The sequence below is a fragment of the Serratia inhibens genome, assembly GCF_003591175.1.
Lineage (GTDB): Bacteria > Pseudomonadota > Gammaproteobacteria > Enterobacterales > Enterobacteriaceae > Serratia > Serratia inhibens.
Genome location: NZ_QYYG01000001.1, coordinates 1,581,579 through 1,602,168, shown reverse-complemented (window position 1 = coordinate 1,602,168; position 20,590 = coordinate 1,581,579). Strand labels below are relative to the sequence as shown.

The 20,590-nt window shown below is 59.1% G+C and carries 17 protein-coding genes; 14 read left to right on the top strand and 3 right to left on the bottom strand.

What is annotated here, in order from left to right; genetic code table 11:
• The first annotated feature begins 45 nt into the window (after window positions 1-45).
• The 3 genes from D4100_RS07555 to D4100_RS07545 all read left to right on the top strand — a co-directional run bounded on the left by D4100_RS07555 (window position 46) and on the right by D4100_RS07545 (window position 2,886).
• On the top strand, window positions 46-918 hold the full coding sequence (locus tag D4100_RS07555; RefSeq protein ID WP_006316806.1) for an oxygenase MpaB family protein: 873 nt from the start codon (window positions 46-48) through the stop codon (window positions 916-918).
• Between the two features lie 309 nt (window positions 919-1,227).
• Window positions 1,228-2,331, top strand: a complete 1,104-nt coding sequence (locus D4100_RS07550; protein ID WP_119803869.1) for a suppressor of fused domain protein — start codon at window positions 1,228-1,230, stop codon at window positions 2,329-2,331.
• A gap of 27 nt (window positions 2,332-2,358) precedes the next feature.
• Window positions 2,359-2,886 (top strand): cysteine hydrolase family protein, encoded by a 528-nt coding sequence (locus D4100_RS07545; RefSeq protein ID WP_006316804.1) that lies wholly within the window; start codon window positions 2,359-2,361, stop codon window positions 2,884-2,886.
• 131 nt (window positions 2,887-3,017) lie between these two features.
• Here the strand turns inward: D4100_RS07545 and D4100_RS07540 are convergent, their stop codons facing one another.
• Window positions 3,018-3,614, bottom strand: a complete 597-nt coding sequence (locus D4100_RS07540) for a hypothetical protein (RefSeq protein ID WP_119803867.1) — start codon at window positions 3,612-3,614, stop codon at window positions 3,018-3,020.
• An 87-nt stretch (window positions 3,615-3,701) separates the two neighbouring features.
• Between D4100_RS07540 and D4100_RS07535 the strand changes: the two genes are divergently transcribed.
• Window positions 3,702-4,379 carry a helix-turn-helix transcriptional regulator gene (locus D4100_RS07535; protein ID WP_006316801.1) on the top strand — a complete coding sequence of 226 codons (678 nt, stop codon included), beginning with the start codon at window positions 3,702-3,704 and terminating at the stop codon, window positions 4,377-4,379.
• Window positions 4,380-4,448: 69 nt separating this feature from the next.
• On the opposite strand, the gene D4100_RS07530 is transcribed toward D4100_RS07535, so the two are convergent.
• Together D4100_RS07530 and D4100_RS07525 are read right to left on the bottom strand one after the other, a co-directional pair.
• Window positions 4,449-5,807 (bottom strand): MFS transporter, encoded by a 1,359-nt coding sequence (locus D4100_RS07530; protein ID WP_081304004.1) that lies wholly within the window; start codon window positions 5,805-5,807, stop codon window positions 4,449-4,451.
• Window positions 5,808-6,013: 206 nt separating this feature from the next.
• On the bottom strand, window positions 6,014-6,919 hold the full coding sequence (locus tag D4100_RS07525; RefSeq protein WP_065506061.1) for a GntR family transcriptional regulator: 906 nt from the start codon (window positions 6,917-6,919) through the stop codon (window positions 6,014-6,016).
• A gap of 140 nt (window positions 6,920-7,059) precedes the next feature.
• Here D4100_RS07525 and D4100_RS07520 point away from each other — a divergent pair, with 140 nt between their 5' ends.
• The 10 genes from D4100_RS07520 (at window position 7,060) to urtA (ending at window position 20,585) form a co-directional block, all read left to right on the top strand.
• Window positions 7,060-8,085: a zinc-binding alcohol dehydrogenase family protein gene (locus D4100_RS07520; protein ID WP_065506062.1), complete on the top strand. Its 1,026-nt coding sequence runs from the start codon at window positions 7,060-7,062 to the stop codon at window positions 8,083-8,085.
• Window positions 8,086-8,225: 140 nt separating this feature from the next.
• Window positions 8,226-9,059: a phosphonate ABC transporter ATP-binding protein gene (phnC, locus tag D4100_RS07515; protein WP_065506063.1), complete on the top strand. Its 834-nt coding sequence runs from the start codon at window positions 8,226-8,228 to the stop codon at window positions 9,057-9,059.
• A gap of 35 nt (window positions 9,060-9,094) precedes the next feature.
• Window positions 9,095-10,027: a phosphonate ABC transporter substrate-binding protein gene (gene phnD / locus D4100_RS07510; protein ID WP_065506064.1), complete on the top strand. Its 933-nt coding sequence runs from the start codon at window positions 9,095-9,097 to the stop codon at window positions 10,025-10,027.
• Between the two features lie 58 nt (window positions 10,028-10,085).
• Window positions 10,086-10,949: a phosphonate ABC transporter, permease protein PhnE gene (gene phnE / locus D4100_RS07505; RefSeq protein WP_119803865.1), complete on the top strand. Its 864-nt coding sequence runs from the start codon at window positions 10,086-10,088 to the stop codon at window positions 10,947-10,949.
• Window positions 10,946-11,845, top strand: a complete 900-nt coding sequence (gene phnE / locus D4100_RS07500) for a phosphonate ABC transporter, permease protein PhnE (RefSeq protein ID WP_119803863.1) — start codon at window positions 10,946-10,948, stop codon at window positions 11,843-11,845. Before phnE (D4100_RS07505) ends, phnE (D4100_RS07500) begins: the two co-directional genes overlap by 4 nt.
• Window positions 11,846-12,065: 220 nt before the next feature.
• Window positions 12,066-12,530 (top strand): YehS family protein, encoded by a 465-nt coding sequence (locus D4100_RS07490; protein ID WP_006324267.1) that lies wholly within the window; start codon window positions 12,066-12,068, stop codon window positions 12,528-12,530.
• Between the two features lie 203 nt (window positions 12,531-12,733).
• Window positions 12,734-14,590 (top strand): allophanate hydrolase, encoded by a 1,857-nt coding sequence (gene atzF / locus D4100_RS07485; RefSeq protein WP_119803859.1) that lies wholly within the window; start codon window positions 12,734-12,736, stop codon window positions 14,588-14,590.
• A 92-nt stretch (window positions 14,591-14,682) separates the two neighbouring features.
• Window positions 14,683-18,306, top strand: coding sequence for an urea carboxylase (gene uca, locus D4100_RS07480; RefSeq protein WP_119803857.1), 3,624 nt, complete (start codon window positions 14,683-14,685; stop codon window positions 18,304-18,306).
• Window positions 18,307-18,379: 73 nt separating this feature from the next.
• On the top strand, window positions 18,380-19,069 hold the full coding sequence (locus D4100_RS07475) for a GntR family transcriptional regulator (RefSeq protein ID WP_119803856.1): 690 nt from the start codon (window positions 18,380-18,382) through the stop codon (window positions 19,067-19,069).
• 247 nt (window positions 19,070-19,316) lie between these two features.
• On the top strand, window positions 19,317-20,585 hold the full coding sequence (gene urtA / locus D4100_RS07465; protein ID WP_119803852.1) for an urea ABC transporter substrate-binding protein: 1,269 nt from the start codon (window positions 19,317-19,319) through the stop codon (window positions 20,583-20,585).
• Window positions 20,586-20,590: the final 5 nt, after the last annotated feature.

Sequence of the window (20,590 nt, the reverse complement as noted above, 5' to 3'; positions counted from 1 at the left end):
GCCGCGTGATACACTGGCCACCGGATAATAAAGGGGCCGGGCAGGATGGAAGCACTACGCGCAGCGATAGAAAAACAGGTGATCGGCCTGACCGGGCTGGCGCTCGGTGGCATAGATTTCGAAAATCCGGCGGGTGACCCCGGCCTGTTTGGCCCGCAGTCGGTCATTTGGCGGGTACACTGCGATTTCACCTCAATGCTGTGCGGCGGCGTCAGCGCCTTGCTGTTGCAAATGCTGCACCCGCTGGCGTTGGCCGGGGTGTGGGATCACTCCAATTTTCGCGAAGACATGCTTGGCCGCCTGCGCCGCACCAGCCAGTTTGTCTCCGTCACCACCTTTGGCCCCACCGCAGAAGCCGAACGGCTGATCGACAAAGTGCGGGCTATTCATTTGCGGGTCACCGGGGTCAGCAATGACGGCAGGCCCTATGCCGCCAGCGATCCCGATTTGCTCACCTGGGTACACGTGGTGGAAAGCAGCTGTTTCCTGGCGAGCCACCTGCGCTACCGCAACCCGCATCTTTCCCCCGAACTGCAAGATCGCTATTACCAGGAGACGGCGCGTGTTGCCGCCGCTCTGGGCGCGCGCGATATTCCCACTTCCTGCGCGGCGGTGGCCGACTATCTGCAACGGATGCGGCCGCAACTGGTGTGCGATGAACGCACGCGGGAAGTGGCGCGCATTCTGCTGGCCGCTCCGGCACCGAGCGCATTGGCACGGCCCTTTGGTTGGCTGGTGATGCAGGCGGGCATCGATCTGCTGCCCGACTGGGCGCAGCAGCAGTTTGATTTTTATCCCGGCAGGCTGCGGCGGCGCCTGGTGAGAGTGGGCGCAGGTGGCGTCGGTAAAGTGTTGCGCGCGTCGATGCGCAACGGCTCCTATCAGCGTGCCGTACGGCGAATTAACAAACCGGCGTAAGCCTCTGCCGCCACAAGCGCTATACCCAAAATAATTGGAGTTGCATCTAGGCGGCAAGGCCGTTCATCCCCGGAAGCTTAGTAAACTAAGTGACTGGGGTGCACGGGTGCAGCCAACACAGATGCAGCTTCAAGTATGACGGGTATATAGTTATTACCAATAACCCAATGTTTTATCCCCGTTTATGGCCATTTTTGAGACTTTTACGGGTGATCCGGCCACGGATGCGCTTTACACTTGGGAAAAGCCGAATTCCAATTTATTAGTGCGCAGCATTATTCTGCGCCGTGACCCCATTATTGAGGTGATATGAACGAGTCATACGTACTTGCTGAAGTCAGTAATGAGAATCAGACGCTGGTGGCGGTGGTTCAGCAAGGGAGCCGGGCAGCTTATTTTTATATTTACCCTGCGGAAGAAAACGGCGAGCGTTTTCAGGTGCGTGCCTGCTGGCTGCGTAATTTGGTCGCTGCGCCCTTGCAGGAAGATCGCGCCGCACTTGAACTGGGCCAACCGCCCATGCTGGCGGCCGAGTTTTGCCGCAATCTGGAAGGGGAAGCGCCGCTGAATCCGGATGGGTTGACGGTGGTCTGGACCGAAAGCGACGACGGCGCGGCGCTGTGGTATTACGGCCAATTGCTGGCGGTGATCCCCGGCTGGAGCCTGTATATCGACCATTCGGTGTGCTATTCCGCCAGTTGCATCAAAGAGAGCCCGCTGGCTTATCCACTGGGTTCCGCCTCCACCAACACCCAGTACGCGCTGGCGGAAAACACCCGCCAGTTTTGGCGCAGTTGGCAGCGGGAGGAAGGCAACCCGTGGCCAAAAATGCAGAGCGATTATCAGGCGCGTTATGAACAGCACTTTGGCCCTTCGGTAAAATACTACGCCATCGATCAAGGCAAATGGCCGCCGATGGCGATTACCCAGCACGAACGCGACGGTATTTATTATTTTCTCACCATGGGCGTCAGCATTCGGCCGATGCCCTGGGTAGAAATTCTGTTTAACGACGATGCCAGCCGTTATCGCCGCATGGAGATGGGCATCGCCATCGACGGCCAGTACATGACCGAAGAGAACGCGGTGCAGATGGCCAGCGCGCTGGCCGGCTTCGCGCACGTGCCATGGGCTAAAATCACCTGGTTTGGCGAAGGGCATACGCTGGAATCGGAAGTGGCGCCGCTGGGTTATGAAGGCTATGTGCTGTCCTCGGCGTTTTATCCTTACAACGAACATCTGACGCTGCCGAAGCAGTACGGCGACCCGGTGAACATTTTCTGGGCCAGCCCGGTCTTTGAAGCCGAACGCCTGTTAGCGCACGCCACGCCGAACGGCGGCCACGATCTGGTGAACAAGCTGCGCGAGCAGGGCGTTGACCATATCTTCCGCCCACGCCAACCGGTATGCTGAGACGGAATTTTTCTCGGGGGATCAATCATGAAGTCAGCGTTGTTGATTATCGATGTGCAGAAAGGGTTGTTTACGCCACCGCCGGCGGATGCCGAAGCGACGCTTGGCCGGATTAACCAACTGAGCGACCGCGCTCGCCTGGCCGGCGTGCCGGTGATTTTTATCCAGCATCGCACGGCTGACGAAGAGCTGGCGCACGGCAGCGACGCCTGGCAGATTGACCCCGCATTGCAGGTGAAAACCGGCGATCATCGGGTGGAGAAAACCACGCCGGATTCGTTCCTGCGCACCGGATTGGGGCCGCTGTTGATCGCCAACGGCGTAACGCACCTGGTGATTTGCGGTTATTCCACCGAGTTCTGCGTGGATACCACCACCCGCCGCGCCGCCGCGCTTGGCTACCCGGTCACGCTGGCGGCCGATGCCCACACCAGCCATGACAAGCCGCACGCGACGGGCCTGCAAATTCGTGCCCACCACAATGCCACGCTGTCGAATATCGAGAGCTTCGGCGTACCGATCGACGCGCTGCCGGCGGCAGAGATCCACTTCTGATCGCCAGAGAAAAGGCCCGGAATCTGCGTTCCGGGCCGTACGCTTTTTTCCGCGTAAGCGGGTTTTGCCTCAGGCAGGTGGCGGCAATAGATTTGTTACTTCTGCGATACAGGTTTGCCCCTCTTCAGGGCTTAGCATAACGAACCAAATTCCATGCTCTCCGGTTCAATCATGTCCAAAAAGGCATCGCAGACAGCCTGCCCCTGCCAGGATGCGCAAATCGCTTCTGCATGCTGCCGGTCGTCGGCAAAGGCGAGATCGACAAATACCCCATTGCCCAGACTGACCAGATACTGGCTTTTCCATCCAGGCTGAAGCGCAAGATGATTTTCTACCATTCGATTATAAACTTTACGCATGTCACTCTCGCCGATACCCGGTTTCAAGCGAAATCTCCCTATTTCGATGCCATGTCCTGTTTTCAACGACGGCGTTTTCTCCATCTGTCCGGCATAGTGCCCCATGCTGTGCAAACAGCTGACCGAAGATCTGAAACTGGAGAATTCAGGTTGATTGCCAACGGCTTTTGCTGCCGCCAGGGCGTCTTCTGGGCTATTCCAGACGACGAGGTCAACGCGTTCGTCAGTCATATCCCTCCCTGAAAATGCAATCCAGTCGACAAATCCAGGAAAATGCTTCAGCAGGCTCTGCGCAAGCGCTCTGGCCGAATCCGCAGCTTTTGGGTTTTTCACCTTATAGGTGACTATTTCGTAACAGGGGGTCGTCATTATTAACTCCGTTATCAGGATGATATGAAGTCTTGATCCTATGACACCCCACTGACAGTTCTTGTCAGGGTGATGTAAGCTCTTGTGATGAAAACTATTCGGCTCTTCACTTTACTTGAGCATCTTCGCTGTCGCGTACACCCGGTATCGGCTGAGGTATTGGCTCAGGCTTTAGATGTGTCTGTGAGAACTGTCTACAGGGACATGGCAACGCTACAGGCGATCGGGGCTCCCGTGCGTGGCGAATCGGGTTTGGGTTATTTGCTTGAAAAAGATTACTTTCTCCCGCCGCTTAATTTTGATGCCGATGAACTGGACGCGATTATGCTCGGAATGCGGCTGATAGGGGCGCGGGGCGATGACCTACTTTCCGCAGCGGCAACCCGGGTTTCAGCGAAGATCGGTTCAGTCATCGATGTCAAAAAAATAGATACTTATAAGCGACTCCCTCTCAGAGCCGTCTCTCGGCCTACTGAGGAAAGTGAGAAAGCGATGAAACACCTCGCGTTTCTCCGCCAGGCGATTCGCAAGAAGCTTCAACTGAACATCCATTATGTCGATCTGCAAGGAAGAGAGAGCGACCGGATAGTTCGCCCTCTTGGTTTGACGGTATTCGACTCTGTGTGGTTATTGACGGTCTGGTGCGAAAAACGCGCCGATTTTCGTAATCTGCGGGTAGATAACATAACGTCTGTTGCGGGAACTGGCCTCTGTTTCAGGCCCGAGAATGGAAAGCTGTTTGAAGATTATCTCAAAACGCTTTAAGCGGGAGAAAAGCCCGCTCGAAGGCGGCTTGCAACGCCGCCGGTACCGGCGGCATTGCAAGGACGGAAGTCAGGCCGCGTTGTCGACAATCGGGTGTTTGACCACGAACAGATACGATAGCGCGCCGATGACGGTGAAGCAGGCGCAAAGGATAAGCGCCAGTTTAAACGAGTGGGTGGTGTCCAGGATAAAGCCGGTGATCACCGGGGCGAACGAGGCGAAAATAAAGCTGGCGAAGTTCTGAATGCTGCCGACCGAGGCGGTCATGCGCGAGGTCACCGCCACGTGGATCAGGCCCCAGCAGGAGGTACCGGCAAAGTGGATGCAAAACAGCGCCATGCCGATCAGCACTACGGCGCTGTAGGTGGTGGTGGCCTGCGGCACAATGGCGGTGAAGGACGCGGACAGCAACATGCCGGCCACGATGCAGATTTTGCGGCTTTTCAGCGGGACCATGCCACGGCGCACCAGGAAGTCGGTGACAAAGCCGTTCGACAACATGCCGGCGGCGCCGAACAGGAACGGAATGGCGCTCATCAGCCCGGTGCTTTTCAGATCCAGATGATAGGTGGTTTGCAGATAGCCCGGCAGCCAGGCCAGATACAACCACGCAGTGTAGTTGATGCCGCTAAAACCGATCATCATGCCCCACATGGTGCGGTTCCTGAATAACGAGCGCCACTCGCGGAAGTTCATCGGTTCGCGCCGCGCGCTGACGCTGCCGGCATTCAGATAGGCCTGCTCCTGGGCGCTCAGGTCGATGTCCTGGCGGTTGCGATACAGCATATACCACCCGAGTGACAGCGCGATCCCCAGCACGCCGATGGTGATGAACATCCCGCGCCAACCGAAAGCCAGCATCATGGCGGTGAGGATCGGCGGGCTGATCGCCAGGCCAATGGTGGATGCCGCATTGAAGATCCCCATCGGCATGCCACGGTGTTTGATATTGAACCAGTCGTTGATCACCTTCACGCCGCACGGGTTCATCGGCGCTTCGCCGATCCCCAGCCCGATGCGTACCCAGATAAACTGGGTGAAATTGTGGATCATGCCGGACAGCGTCTGGAACACTGACCAGACGAACATTCCCACCCCCAGCATAATGCGCGGGCCCTTGCGATCCAGCAGCAATCCGCAGGGCAGTTGGGCGATGCCGTAAGCCAATGAAAACGCCGAAAGCAGCAGGCCGATTTCGGTGCCGCTCAGGCCCATTTCTTCCCGGATGGTGGAGTTCGCGACCGAAAGCGAACTGCGGTCAAGGAAGTTGATGATGGCGGCGAAAAACAACAACAGCATGGCGGTGGTCTGGATTTTTTTAATTCTCGCCGAACGTACCAGCAGACCGTTTGGCGGCATCGGAATGATGTGGTCTGAATAAGGGTCAATCTGTTCTTTTCCGCTGTCAACGGTGGTGGTTCTTTCCATCTTTGCCTCCAGAATTTCGCATTAATAATATTTATTATTCCGGGTATTCCCCTGGGTGGTGCATTAGCAGGCGGTCGGCAGTAAGCCTAGATGGAGGGATATTTTAGCGATGCGTTTTTGTCGCGGTTCCGTGCGGCAGTTACTATTTTGCTGCTCTTTATCGGTTTTAAATGCCGCCTTCGGTGTTTTTTATCGATAAAAAACGATCAGGCGGCATCCTGATTGATGGAGCGGATCATCGATTGCTTGGCGGTGTCCAAGTGGCGATGCAACGCGTTAATCGCCTCCTGGTCATTGCGGCAGATCAACGCGCTGAGGATGATCATATGTTCTTCAATGGCAAGGATATTGCGCTGTTTCAGGTCGGTTTCATCCCACTGGTAGTGGAAGTGGAAAATCACTGAAATGATCTCCAGCGACTGGTTGAAAAACGGATTATTGGCGGCGGAGAGGATCAGCCCGTGGAAGTCGCGATCCAGCTGGGAGAACAGGCGATAGCTGTCGCTGATGCTTTCCCGCAGCTGACGGTGACGGCTCAACAGCTCCCTGGCCTGCAACCAGCGTTCATCGTCGGCGGGCAAGTTGATAAAGCGCGACAGGGCATGGGTTTCCAGCATCTGGCGCAGTTCAAACAGCTGTTCGGCATAGTTTTGATCAAACTTTTTCATGCGCCACTGGCCGCGCTTGACGGTTTCGATCAGATTATAACGGCTGAAGTGCAACAGGAATTCCCGCACCACCAGCGGGCTGACGTTGGCGATGCGCGACAGTTGCAGCTCGCTGAAGCTGTCGCCGGCGCGCAGCTGCTTCTGGTTAATCATCTGATAGAAGGCTTTCTTGAACTGTTTGTCCTGCTCTTCCAGCGAATGGCTCACGCACTCGAAGCCGTCCTCCGCCTGCGGCGGCCGTACAATCACATAGTCGTCCCCGACCTTTTCCAACACCCCGCGCCGGTCGAAGTGAGCCAGCGTGTGGCGTACCGTGGTGCGGCTGATGTTATACATTTCGGCCAGCGCCGCCTGTGAAGGCAGCGGTGAACGGAGATGGCCGCCGTGAATACCCTCAATCATCTGGTTAACCACGTTGTGCCGCAGGTTCTGGGTTCTGCTCATGTGCTGTCTCTGGTGTTTTTTATGCATTTAAAACCAATTTAAATCGGTTTATTTAGTGCTGCCTCACAGATCTGCTCAATGGCATAACCGGTCGCCGCGTTTTTATTGAATAACCTTCTCACCTGACTGGAGGAAAGACGATGACGACAATGAAAACATTAGTGTGCGAGCAGCCGACGAAATTGGTTTATCAACAACGCCCGGTGCCTTTGCCCGCAGACCAGGAGGCGGTGATCAAAATAATCACCGTCGGCATTTGCGGAACGGATATTCACGCCTGGTCCGGTCATCAGCCTTTCTTTAGTTATCCCCGCGTATTGGGCCATGAAATATGCGGCGAGATTGTCAGCATCGGCAATAATGTCAGCGGCTGGCGGGTGGGCCAGCGCGTGACGGTGATGCCGTATATTTCTTGCCGGCGTTGCGGTGCCTGCCAAAGCGGCAAAACCAACTGCTGCGAGAATATTTCGGTGATTGGCGTTCATCAGGATGGCGGTTTCTGCGAGTTCCTGAGCGTGCCGGCCGACAACCTGCTGGCGGTGGACGGCCTGCCGCCGGAAACGGCGGCGCTGATTGAACCCTTCGCCATCAGCGCCCACGCGGTGCGCCGGGCGGCGGTGGCACCGGACGATCACCTGCTGGTGGTGGGGGCCGGGCCGATCGGGCTGGGCGTAGCGGCGATAGCCGCCGCCGACGGCGCACAGGTGGTGGTCGCCGATACCAGCGCCGAGCGGCGGGCGCATATTGAAAAGGCCCTGGGGCTACCGACGCTCAACCCGGCGGATGAGCAATTTGACGCGGCGCTGCGCGTTCGGTTCGGCGGCATGCTGGCGGCCAAGGTGATTGATGCCACCGGCAACCCGCACGCGATGAATAATAGCCTGAACCTGATCCGCCACGGCGGCAGCATCGTCTTCGTCGGGCTGTTCAAGGGGGATATTCAGTTCTCCGATCCGGAGTTCCATAAAAAAGAAACCACTCTGATGGGCAGCCGCAATGCGACCCATGAGGATTTCGCCAAGGTGGGCCGTTTGATGGCGGCAGGGCAAATTACCGCGCAGATGATGCTCTCCCACCATTTTGATTTCGACACCCTGGCGGAACATTACGAACAGCAGGTGATTAATAATAAGCAGCTGATCAAAGGCGTTATCCATTTCAATTAGCCCCGACGCCGCTCCTCAATGCGTTATGTTGAGCGGGCGGCATGCGTCACTTCCCAGCCATAAAACCATCATCCCGCTGTCATAAATTTATTCGTTAATAGGTGCCCATAATGATTAGCCACTGAAACCAGAGAAATCATATGGCTCAGGCACAGTTAAAACTTGCACCAACCGATTTTCCAGGGCAGCAACCGATATCTTCACGCAAGGTGTTGTCGGTGAAAGGCTTGGGCAAAGCCTATAAATCCCAGCAGCTGGTGCTGGATGACATCAATTTCGATCTGCACGCAGGCGAGTTCGTGGCGGTGATTGGGCGTTCGGGCGCAGGCAAATCCACCTTGCTGCACACCCTGAACGGCACCATTCCTTCGAGCTGCGGCGAGATGCTGCATTTTGAAGATGACGGCGTGGCGCAGGATATCGCCCAACTTTCCGCCCGCCAGATGCGCCAGTGGCGTTCCCGCTGCGGCATGATCTTCCAGGACTTCTGCCTGGTGCCGCGGCTGGACGTCATGACCAACGTACTGTTGGGCCGCCTGAGCCACACTTCTACCCTGAAATCCTTCTTCAAACTGTTTGACGACGCCGACCGCGGGCGCGCCATCGAGCTGCTGCAGTGGCTCAATATGCTGCCGCACGCCCTGCAGCGCGCCGAAAACCTGTCGGGTGGTCAAATGCAGCGGGTGGCGATCTGCCGTGCGCTGATGCAAAACCCTAAAATCTTGCTGGCCGACGAGCCGGTAGCCTCCCTCGATCCGAAAAACACCCGCCGCATTATGGATGCGCTGCAAAAAGTCAGCGAGAACGACATCGCGGTGATGGTGAACCTGCACTCGGTTGAACTGGTGAAAGAATATTGCACCCGGGTCATCGGCATCGCCCAGGGCAAAATCGTGTTTGACGGGCATCCGTCGCAACTGAACGAACGGATACTGCACCAGCTGTACGGCGAGGAAGCCAATCAGATCCATTGATTCACTTTTACCTTTACACACACAGGGCACACGTAATGAAAAAAGTATTGAGTCTGACCACAGTGATGGCCGGCGCGATGATGGTATTTAATGCTGCCGCAGCGGACGCACCTAAAGAACTGAACCTGGGCATTCTCGGCGGCCAAAACGCCACCCAGCAGATCGGCGATAACCAGTGCGTGAAGCAGTTCCTGGACAAAGAGCTGAACGTGGACACCAAGATGCGCAACTCTTCCGACTATTCCGGGGTGATCCAGGGCCTGCTGGGCGGCAAGATCGATCTGGTGCTGAGCATGTCGCCATCGTCGTTCGCCTCGGTGTACATCAAGGATCCGAAAGCGGTGGACATCGTCGGTATTGCGGTTGATGACGTTGACCAATCCCGCGGTTACCACTCGGTGGTGGTGGTCAAAGCCGGTAGCCCGTATAAAAAGCTGGAAGATCTGAAGGGTAAAGCCGTCGGTTTCGCCGATCCTGATTCCACTTCCGGCTTCCTGATCCCGAACCAGGCGTTCAAAAAACTGTTCGGCGGCACGGTGGACAACAAATACAACAACGCCTTCTCCAGCGTCACCTTCTCCGGTGGCCATGAGCAGGACATTCTCGGCGTGCTGAACGGCCAGTTCGAAGGCGCGGTGACCTGGGCTTCGATGATCGGCGATTACAACACCGGTTACACCAGCGGTGCCTTCACCCGCATGATCCGCATGGATCACCCGGACCTGATGAAACAGATCCGCATTATCTGGCAGTCGCCGCTGATCCCGAATGGCCCAATCCTGGTGAGCAACTCGCTGCCGGCCGATTTCAAAGCCAAAGTCGTGACCGCCATCAAAAAGCTGGATAAGGACGATCACCAGTGCTTTATCAAGGCGATGGGCGGCAAACAGCACATCGGCGACACCACCCTGGCGGAATACCAGAACATCATCGATATGAAGCGTGAGCTGACCAAAGGCGACCGTTAATGCTGCCGGGGCTTGGCCAGGCTGAGCCCCGCTGATTTCCACACGTCGGAAACCTATTTTGAATACAGATTTTGCGCACTACTACCAACAGATCCGCAGCAAGCAAAAGCGCGAGACGCTGTTCTGGTCGCTCGGTCTGGTGGCGCTCTACCTGGGCGCCGGCAACATCGCCGAGTTCAACCTGCATATCGTGTGGGTGTCCATTCCCCACTTCTTCGATTACCTGGCGGAAACCGTCCCGACGCTGCACTGGAAGCTGCTGTTCGCCGATGGCCATACCGAAGGGTCATTGGCCTACTGGGGTTATCGGCTCAACATTCAGCTGCCGCTGATCTGGGAAACGCTGCAACTGGCGCTGGCGGCGACCCTTCTTTCGGTGCTGGTGGCGGGGGGGCTGGCGTTTCTGGCGGCTAACAATACCCACAGCCCGGCGTCGCTGCGCCTGGCGATCCGCACGCTGGTGGCTTTTTTGCGCACCATGCCGGAGCTGGCGTGGGCGGTGATGTTTGTGATGGCGTTCGGCATTGGCGCCACCCCCGGCTTTTTGGCGCTGGCGCTGCACACTATCGGCAGCCTGACAAAACTGTTTTATGAGTCGATCGAAACCGCCTCCAACAAGCCGGTGCGCGGGCTGGCGGCCTGCGGCGCGACGCCGTTGCAACGCATGCGTTTCGGCCTGTGGCCGCAGGTGAAGCCGGTGTTTCTGTCGTACAGCTTTATGCGGCTGGAAATCAACTTCCGCCAGTCGACCATTCTGGGGCTGGTGGGGGCGGGCGGCATCGGCCAGGAGCTGATGACCAATATCAAGCTCGATCGCTACGATCAGGTCAGCATGACGCTGTTGCTGATTATCCTGGTGGTTTCGCTGCTGGATTACACCTCCGGCGAACTGCGCAAACGGGTCGTGGAGGGGAAAAAATGATCACCGCGCCAACGCTCACGGCACAAAGGCTGCAAACGCTCAAACAGCAGCACCCGGAAATATTCTCGCAGCAGCGCCGCTATCTGCGTACCCTCGGTATTATCGCCGTGGCGATCGCGCTGTATTATCTGTTCTTCTTCCAGTTCTTCGGCATCTCCTGGCCGCAGTTCGTTAACGGCTGCCAGCAACTGGGCCGTTACTTTGTGCGCATGTTCGTCTGGCACGATTTCGTCAACTGGCCGTTTATGTATTACTTCCAGCAGATCTTCATCACCATCGGCATCGTATTTGCCGGCACCATCACCGCTTCGCTTATCGCCTTGCCGCTGTCGTTCTTCGCCGCGCGCAACGTGATGTCGACGCCGCTGCTGCGGCCGATCTCGGTGGCGGTACGGCGGTTGCTGGATATTTTACGCGGCATCGATATGGCGATCTGGGGGCTGATCTTCGTGCGCGCCGTCGGCATGGGGCCGTTGGCCGGGGTGCTGGCGATTGTGATGCAGGACGTCGGGCTGCTCGGCAAGCTGTATGCCGAAGGGCACGAAGCGGTGGATAAATCCCCCAGCCGCGGCTTGACGGCGGTGGGTGCCAACGGCTTGCAAAAGCACCGTTACGGTATTTTCACCCAGTCGTTTCCCACCTTCCTGGCGCTGAGCCTGTACCAGATTGAATCCAACACCCGCTCTGCGGCGGTGCTGGGCTTCGTCGGCGCCGGCGGTATCGGCCTGGTCTATGCGGAGAACATGCGGCTGTGGAACTGGGACGTGGTGATGTTCATCACCCTGATCCTGGTGGTGGTAGTGATGGTGATGGATAAGGTGTCGTCTCTCCTGCGCAACAAATACATTATTGGCGAAGATATCCCGCTGTATCGGCAAAAAAGCCAAATCGATTGAGAAACCCTTCACCGATCCCTATACTGCCGCACATATTCAAGGTGTGCGGCCATACCCGTCGTCTTTCAAGCCGCAGCGTTGTTACCTGCACTCGCCCACCCCAGTGACTTACCTGAGTAAGCGCCTGGGATGAGCGAGCTGGGCGCCTAGCTGCAACTTGAAAGCCATAGGGTATATATCAAATGCGTACCTCCCCGGTTTACAAGCTAAAGGCAACTCCATGATCAACAACGATGTGCTGCGCAGCGTGCGCTACATGCTGAGTCTTAACGACGCCAAAATGACCGAGATTATCAAACTGGATAATTTCGACGTTGAGGTCTCTGCGATGCGCGCTTACGTCATCAAAGAAGGCGAGCCGGGTTTCGAAAACTGCCCGGACGAAGTGATGGCGCACTTCCTGAACGGCCTGGTGTTCCTCAAGCGCGGCAAGGACGACAAGTTCCCGGCACCGGAAGTGGAACTGCCGATCACCAACAATCTGGTGTTGAAAAAGCTGCGCGTGGCGTTCGAACTGAAAGACACCGACATGCACCAGATCTTCACCGCCGTGGAGTTCCGCATCTCCAAGCCGGAGCTGAGCGCGCTGTTCCGTAAAGAAGGCACCAAAAACTTCCGCCCGTGCGGCGATCAGATGCTGCGTTATTTCCTCAAAGGTTTGGCGCAACGCATTCGCGGCGAGTAAACCGCAGGAAAAATCATCAGGCGCCGTCGCAAGACGGCGCTTTTTTTGCACCTTTTTTGTCCGACGATTGCGCGCCGCTGGTGCAGGTTTTTTACTCTCCCGTCATAAGTTTTAATTATAATTTATTGAAATCAGTGGATTAAAAATTGGCACGCCGGTTGCTCTATTGAATCCCATCTTGTGTACTAGATGGAATTCAGACGATGACCCAGCCAGTTAAACAACGCGGTTTCACCCTCAGCGAATGGCAGCACCATTACCACACCCGGCCGGCCGGTGAGCGAATGGCCTGCGTGCGCGCTACCCTGGCGGCGCTGACGTCGGGCCTGAGCCTGGACGACAACGCCTGGCTTTACCTGGCCACCGCCGCGCAGCTGGAAGCGCAATACCAACAGCTGGCGCAGCAGCTGGACGCGGTCGCCGGGGATATCAGCCGCCTGCCGCTGTTCGGCGTGCCCTTTGCGGTTAAAGACAATATCGACGTCGGCGGCTGGCCGACCAGCGCCGCCTGCCCGGAATTCACCTACCAGGCCGCAGAGGATGCCAGGGTCGTCGCCAATCTGCGCGCCGCCGGCGCCATCGTTATCGGTAAAACCAACCTCGATCAGTTCGCCACCGGCCTGGTCGGCACCCGCTCACCGCACGGTGCGGTGGTCAACAGCTTTGACTGCCGCTACGTCAGCGGCGGCTCCAGTTCCGGTTCGGCCTCGGTGGTGGCGCGCGGCCTGACGCCGTTCTCGCTGGGTACCGATACTGCAGGCTCCGGGCGCGTTCCTGCGGGGTTCAACAATATCGTCGGTCTCAAACCGACCAAAGGTTGGCTGTCGAACCGTGGCGTGGTGCCCGCATGTCGCCTGAACGACAGCGTCTCGGTATTTGCCCTGACGGTGGCGGATGCCGCTCTGGTAGCCGAGATGGCCGGCGGCTATGACGCGGCCGACGCCTATTCGCGCATCAACCCCCGCACCGCCCCGGCGGATTTGCCCGCAGCGCCGCGTTTTGCGGTGCCCGCGCAGCCCGAGTTTTTCGGCGACACACAGGCCGAGCAGGCGTTTCAACGGGCGCTGGCGCAGTTGCAACGCTGCGGTGTCGCGCTTGAACCCATAGATTTCACCCCCTTTCACCAACTGGCCGAGCAGCTCTATTACGGCCCCTGGGTCGCGGAGCGCACCGTGGCGGTCGAGAAAATGCTGAACAGCGATCCTCAGGCCATCAACCCGGTGGTGCGCGGCATCCTCAATAATGGCCTTAAGTACAGCGCCTGCGATGCCTACAAGGCGGAATACCTGCGTGCCGAGCTGGCACGGGAAATTGGCCAGCAACTGGCGCAGTACGACGCGCTGGTGGTGCCGACTTCGCCGACGCTGCGCACCTTGGCGGAAATGGAGCAGGAGCCGGTGTTGTTCAATTCGCAATTCGGTACCTACACCAACTTTACCAACCTGGCCGATCTGAGCGCGCTGGCCTTGCCTGCGCCGATGCGCGACGACGGCCTGCCTGCCGGCATCACGCTGATCGCGCCGGCCTGGCACGATCGTGCGTTGGCGGTCTTCGGCCTGCGCTGGCAACAGGCTCAGAACCTGCCGCTTGGCGCCACCGGTCGCGCGCTGCCGCCGCCGGCGCCGCTGACGCCATCGGTGGAACATGTGCGGGTGGCGGTGGTGGGCGCTCACCTCAGCGGTATGCCGCTCAATGCCCAGCTTACCCAGCGCAACGCGGTATGGGTGGAGCAAACCGCCACCGCGCCGTGCTACCGGCTATACGCCCTGGCCAATACTCAGCCGCCCAAACCGGGGCTGGTCAAAACCGGGCAGGGGGCCGCCATCAGCGTTGAGCTGTGGGACATCCCGCTGGCGCGTTTCGGCGAGTTTGTCGCGGAGATCCCGGCGCCGCTGGGCATCGGCACGCTGCTGCTGGCGGATGGCCGCCGGGTAAAAGGCTTTATCTGCGAACCCTGGGCGCTGGAAGGCGCATCAGACATCACTGAGTTTGGCGGCTGGCGCAACTATACCCGTCATCTTTCCGACCCTGGCGTTGTTGGCTGCACAGACTCACCCTAGTCACTTACCTGAGTAAGCTCCTGGGGATGTGTCTGCTTGCCGCCTGGCCACAGCCTGAAAGCTATTGGGTATCGTTCTATGAGGATTGCATAATGTTTACCACTGTATTGATAGCCAACCGCGGCGAAATTGCCTGCCGCGCGATCCGTACCCTGAAACGTCTGGGGGTGACCAGCGTGGCGGTCTATTCCGATGCCGACCGCAATGCGCCACATGTCACCGAGGCCGATCTGGCGGTGGCGATCGGCGGCGAAAAGGCCGCCGACAGTTACCTGTGCATTGATAAAATCCTCGCTGCCGCAGCGGAAACCGGCGCGCAGGCGATCTATCCCGGCTACGGTTTTCTCTCCGAGAGCGCCGAATTCGCCGATGCCTGCGAAGCGGCGGGCATCGCCTTTATCGGGCCGACGGCGGCGCAGATCCGCGAATTCGGCCTGAAGCACCGGGCGCGTGAACTGGCGGCGGTGGCGCAGGTGCCGATGACGCCGGGTACCGGCCTGCTGGACAGCATTGAGGACGCGGTCACTGCCGCCGCGCGGATTGGCTATCCGGTCATGTTGAAAAGCACCGCCGGCGGTGGCGGCATTGGTCTGACGCGCTGTGACGACGAAGCGGCGCTGCGCGAAGCTTACGACAGCGTAAAGCGGCTGGGCGAGCAGTTCTTCCGCGACTCCGGGGCCTTTATCGAGCGCTTTGTCGATCAGGCGCGCCATGTGGAAGTGCAAATCTTTGGCGATGGCCAGGGCCGGGTGGTGGCGCTCGGCGAGCGCGATTGTTCGTTGCAGCGCCGTAACCAGAAGGTGGTGGAAGAAACCCCGGCGCCGAACCTGCCGGCGGCGACCCGTCAGGCGCTGCATCGGGCAGCGGTAGCGCTGGGTGAATCGGTGAATTACCGCAGCGCCGGCACCGTGGAGTTTATCTACGACGGCGCGCGCGACGAGTTCTATTTCCTTGAGGTAAACACTCGCTTGCAGGTGGAACATCCGGTGACCGAGATGGTGACCGGCTTGGATCTGATCGAATGCATGTTGCAGGTGGCGGCGGGCGATGCGCTGGACTGGGCGGCGCTGCAACGCGCACCGCAGGGGGCTTCGATCGAGGTGCGCATCTATGCCGAAGATCCGCTGAAGAATTTCCAGCCCAGCCCCGGCGTGCTGACCGAGGTGCATTTCCCGGATAACGTGCGCGTCGACGGCTGGGTGGCGACTGGCAGTGAAGTGTCGGCATTTTACGACCCGATGATCGCCAAACTGATCGTCCACGGCGAAGATCGCCAACAGGCGCTGGCGAAAATGCGCACGGTGCTCGGCGCTACCCGTTTGCACGGCATCGCCACCAACCTCGATTACCTGCGCCAGGTGATCGCCACGGCGCAATTCCAGAGCGGCGAAGTCTGGACCCGCATGCTGGACAGCTTCCGTTTCCAGCCCAGCAGCATTGAAGTGCTGCAACCGGGCACCTACAGCAGCGTGCAGGATTACCCGGGCCGCCTTGGCTATTGGGATATCGGCGTGCCGCCTTCCGGGCCGATGGATGATTTCGCTTTCCGGCTGGCCAACCGCATTGTCGGCAACCACCCGAGCGCCGCCGGGCTGGAGTTTACCTTGCAGGGGCCGACCTTGCGCTTCCACTGCGACGCGATCATCGCCCTGACCGGCGCCGACTGCCCGGCGAACCTGGATGGGGAAGCGGTGGCCTATTGGCAGCCGGTGGCGGTTCGCGCCGGGCAGGTTCTGAGCTTGGGCCGCGCCACGCACGGTTGCCGCACCTATCTGGCGGTGCGTAATGGGTTCGACGTGCCGGTGTATTTGGGCAGCCGCTCGACCTTCGCCCTCGGGCAGTTTGGCGGCCACGCCGGGCGCACCCTGCGGGTCGCCGATATGCTGGCGGTAGCCCAGCCTGCGCTGGCGGCCAGCACCACCCCGGCACCCATCGCGGCGCCGCAGGCGGTGGACGACAGCCTGATCCCGCAATACGGTAACCTGTGGAACATCGGCGTGCTCTATGGCCCGCACGGTGCGCCGGATTTCTTTACCCCGGAGTCGATCGACACCTTCTTTGCCGCCGAATGGCAGGTGCACTACAACTCCAACCGGCTGGGCGTGCGCCTGTCGGGGCCGAAACCTGGCTGGGCGCGGCAGGACGGCGGCGAAGCCGGGCTGCACCCTTCTAACGTACACGACTGCGAGTACGCTATCGGCTCGATTAATTTCACTGGCGATTTCCCGGTGATCCTCACCCGCGACGGGCCGAGCCTCGGCGGTTTTGTCTGCCCGGTAACCATCGCCAAAGCCGAACTGTGGAAGGTGGGCCAGGTGAAGCCGGGCGACCGCATCCGCTTCCATCCTATCGGTTTCAAACAGGCGCAATCGCTGGAGCAGGCGCAGCTTGGCAGCATCGAAGCGCTGGCGGCGGTGAAGGCGATAACCCTGCCGACGCCGGATCTGACGCCGGGCGCCACGGCTTCTGCCGCTATCGTCGCCGCGTTGCCGGCCGGAGACGGCCGCCCCTCGGTGGTCTATCGCCAGGCCGGGGACGGCTACATTTTGATGGAGTACGGCGACAACCTGCTCGATCTGGCGTTGCGCTTGCGTATTCATCTGCTGATGCAGTCGCTCAAACAGGACGCGATCCCCGGTGTCGAGGAACTGGCTCCGGGCGTGCGTTCGCTGCAGATCCGTTACGACAGCCGCACTATCGGCCAGGCCGATTTGCTCCAGCGCCTGCTGGCGCGTGAACAGGCGCTGGGCGACGTCAGCCGCCTGAAGGTGCCGACGCGCACGGTTTATCTGCCGATGGCGTTTGAAGACTCCGCCACCCTGGGCGCGGTGGAGCGCTATAGCCAAACGGTACGCAGCTCTGCGCCCTGGCTGCCGAACAACGTCGATTTTATCCAGCGCATCAATGGCCTCAGCCACCGCGAACAGGTGCGCGACATTATCTTCGACGCCAGTTATTTGATCCTCGGGTTGGGCGATGTCTATCTCGGCGCGCCATGCGCGGTGCCGATTGATCCGCGCCACCGGTTGCTCAGCTCCAAATACAACCCGGCACGCACCCACACCGCCGAAGGCACGGTCGGTATCGGGGGCATGTACATGTGCATTTATGGCATGGATTCGCCGGGTGGTTATCAGCTGGTTGGGCGCACGCTGCCGATCTGGAACAAATTCCTCAAAAACCCGCAGTTCAACGCCGGTGAACCCTGGTTACTGCACTTCTTCGATCAGGTGCGTTTCTATCCGGTCAGCGAGCAGGAACTGGATGAGCAGCGCGAGGCGTTCCGTGAAGGGCGTGCGCAGGTCCGCATCGAGAACAGCGAATTCGACTTTGCCGAGTACACCCGTTTTCTGGCGGACAACGCCGCAGACATCGCCGCATTCCAGCAGCGCCAGCAACAGGCATTCAACCATGAAGTGACGCTCTGGCAGGCGCAAGAGAGCGAGGCCGAGGCGCAATTGCTGCCGCCGCAGAATGATGAAGAAGAGGTCGACGGCTATCTGGTCAGTGCCGATCTGAACGGCAACGTGTGGAAGATCCTGGTGGAACCGGGACAGGCGGTGGAAGCCGGCCAGCCGCTGATTGTGGTCGAGGCGATGAAAATGGAACTGGCGGTCACCGCGCCGCGCGCCGGGATCATCAAACGCATCGGTTGCCGGCAAGGGCGGCCGGTAGGGCCAGGCGATGCTTTGCTGTGGCTGGAACACGCCGGTTGAGCATCGTGGGGTCAGCCTGTATCAGGATTTAACGCACAGGGCGCCGCATGCCGCGCCCGGCAAGAGGAACACTATGCAAATCACCAATAACCGCAGCAAGGCGCGGCCGGAGGGGCTGGCGGAGCGTATCTACCTCCAGCTCAAGGATGACATCTTTGATTTTCATCTGCTGCCGGGCGATCGCTTCAGCGAAAACGAGGTGGCGCTGCGTATGGACGTCAGCCGTACGCCGGTGCGTCAGGCCCTGTTCTGGCTGGAGCGCGAGGGGTACGTCGAAGTGCATTTCCGCAGCGGCTGGCAGGTGCGACCCTTCGATTTCGACTACTTCGAGCAACTCTACGATCTGCGTATCGTGCTGGAGTGCGAAGCGGTCAAACGGCTGTGCGCTCGCCCGGCGGGAGAGGTGCCGCCGCCACTGGCGGCGCTCAACGGCTTCTGGATCGACGAGCCGCGGCTGGAGGACGGCAAAACCGTCTCGCTGCACGACGAGCAGTTCCATATGACGCTGGTGGAGGCGGTGGGCAACGGGGAAATGGCGCGCATTCATCGCGACCTGACCGAGAAGATCCGCATCATCCGCCGGCTGGACTTCACCCAGGGAACCCGGGTCGAGGCCACCTATAACGAACACGCCGCCATTCTGCGGGCGATCCTGCAACACCAGACCGAGGAGGCGCAAAGGCTGCTAAGTAACCACATTGCCGTCAGTAAGGCGGAAGTACGGAAAATAACCTTGCATATGCTGCACCAGGCAAGGCTTTAGCAATAACCCGTCGTCTTTCGAGCTGCAGAGTTGTTGGCTGCGGGCGCTCACCCCGGTCACTTACTTGAGTAAGCTCCCGGGGACTCCCGCCCTTGCCGCCTAGCTGCAACTCGAAATCCATAGGGTTAGTTTTTCTTAACGTTAGCAATAACCTGTCGTCTTTCGAGCCGCAGCGTTGTTGGCTGCGATTCGAAATCCATAGGGTTAGTTTTGGTTGGTTTCCTAACATTCACCGGGAGTTTGAATTATGCAACGTCGTCACTTTATAAAAGCTTTTGCGTTGTCCGCCACCGTGATCGGCATGGGTATGGCCTGGAGCGCGCAGGCGGCCGATACCATTAAAATCGGTATCCTGAGCTCGCTGTCAGGCACCATGGCGATCTCTGAAACGCCGCTGAAGGATGTGGCGCTGATGACCATCGATGACATCAACGCCAAGGGCGGCGTACTGGGTAAAAAACTCGAGCCGGTGGTGGTGGATCCCGCTTCCAACTGGCCGCTGTTCGCCGAGAAAGCGCGCCAGTTGCTGACCCAGGACAAAGTGGCGGCGGTGTTCGGTTGCTGGACGTCGGTGTCGCGCAAATCGGTACTGCCGGTGTTTGAAGAGCTGAACGGGTTGCTGTTCTATCCGGTGCAATACGAAGGGGAAGAGATGTCGCCAAACGTGTTCTACACCGGCGCCGCCCCTAACCAACAGGCGATCCCGGCGGTGGAATACCTGCTGAGCGAAGACGGCGGATCGGCCAAGCGCTTCTTCCTGCTGGGCACCGATTATGTGTATCCGCGCACCACCAACAAGATCCTGCGCGCCTTCCTGCACTCTAAAGGGATCCAGGACAAGGACATCGAAGAGGTCTATACGCCGTTCGGCTACAGCGATTATCAGACCATTGTCGCCAACATCAAGAAATTCTCTGCCGACGGCAAAACCGCAGTGATCTCCACCATCAACGGCGACTCCAACGTGCCGTTCTACAAAGAGCTGGCCAATCAGGGCATCAAGGCGACCGACGTGCCGGTGATCGCCTTCTCGGTGGGTGAAGAAGAGCTGCGCGGCATCGACACCACACCGCTGGTGGGCAACCTGGCGGCCTGGAACTACTTCGAGTCGGTGGATAACCCAACCAACAAGCAGTTCGTCAGCGAATGGAAAGCCTACGCCAAGGCGCACAACCTGCCGAACTACGCCACTGCCGTGACCAACGATCCGATGGAAGCCACCTATGTCGGCATCCACATGTGGGCGCAGGCGGTCGAGAAAGCCGGCACCACCGACGTCGACAAGGTGCGCGCGGCGATGGCGGGGCAGACCTTTGCCGCGCCGTCGGGCTTCACGCTCACCATGGACGCCACCAACCACCACCTGCACAAACCGGTGATGATCGGCGAGATTGAAGGCAACGGCCAGTTCAACGTGGTGTGGCAGACCGACGCCCCGGTGCGTGCGCAGCCGTGGAGCCCGTTCATCGCCGGCAACGACAAAAAGCCGGATCACCCGGTAAAAGGCGGCAAGTAACCGTC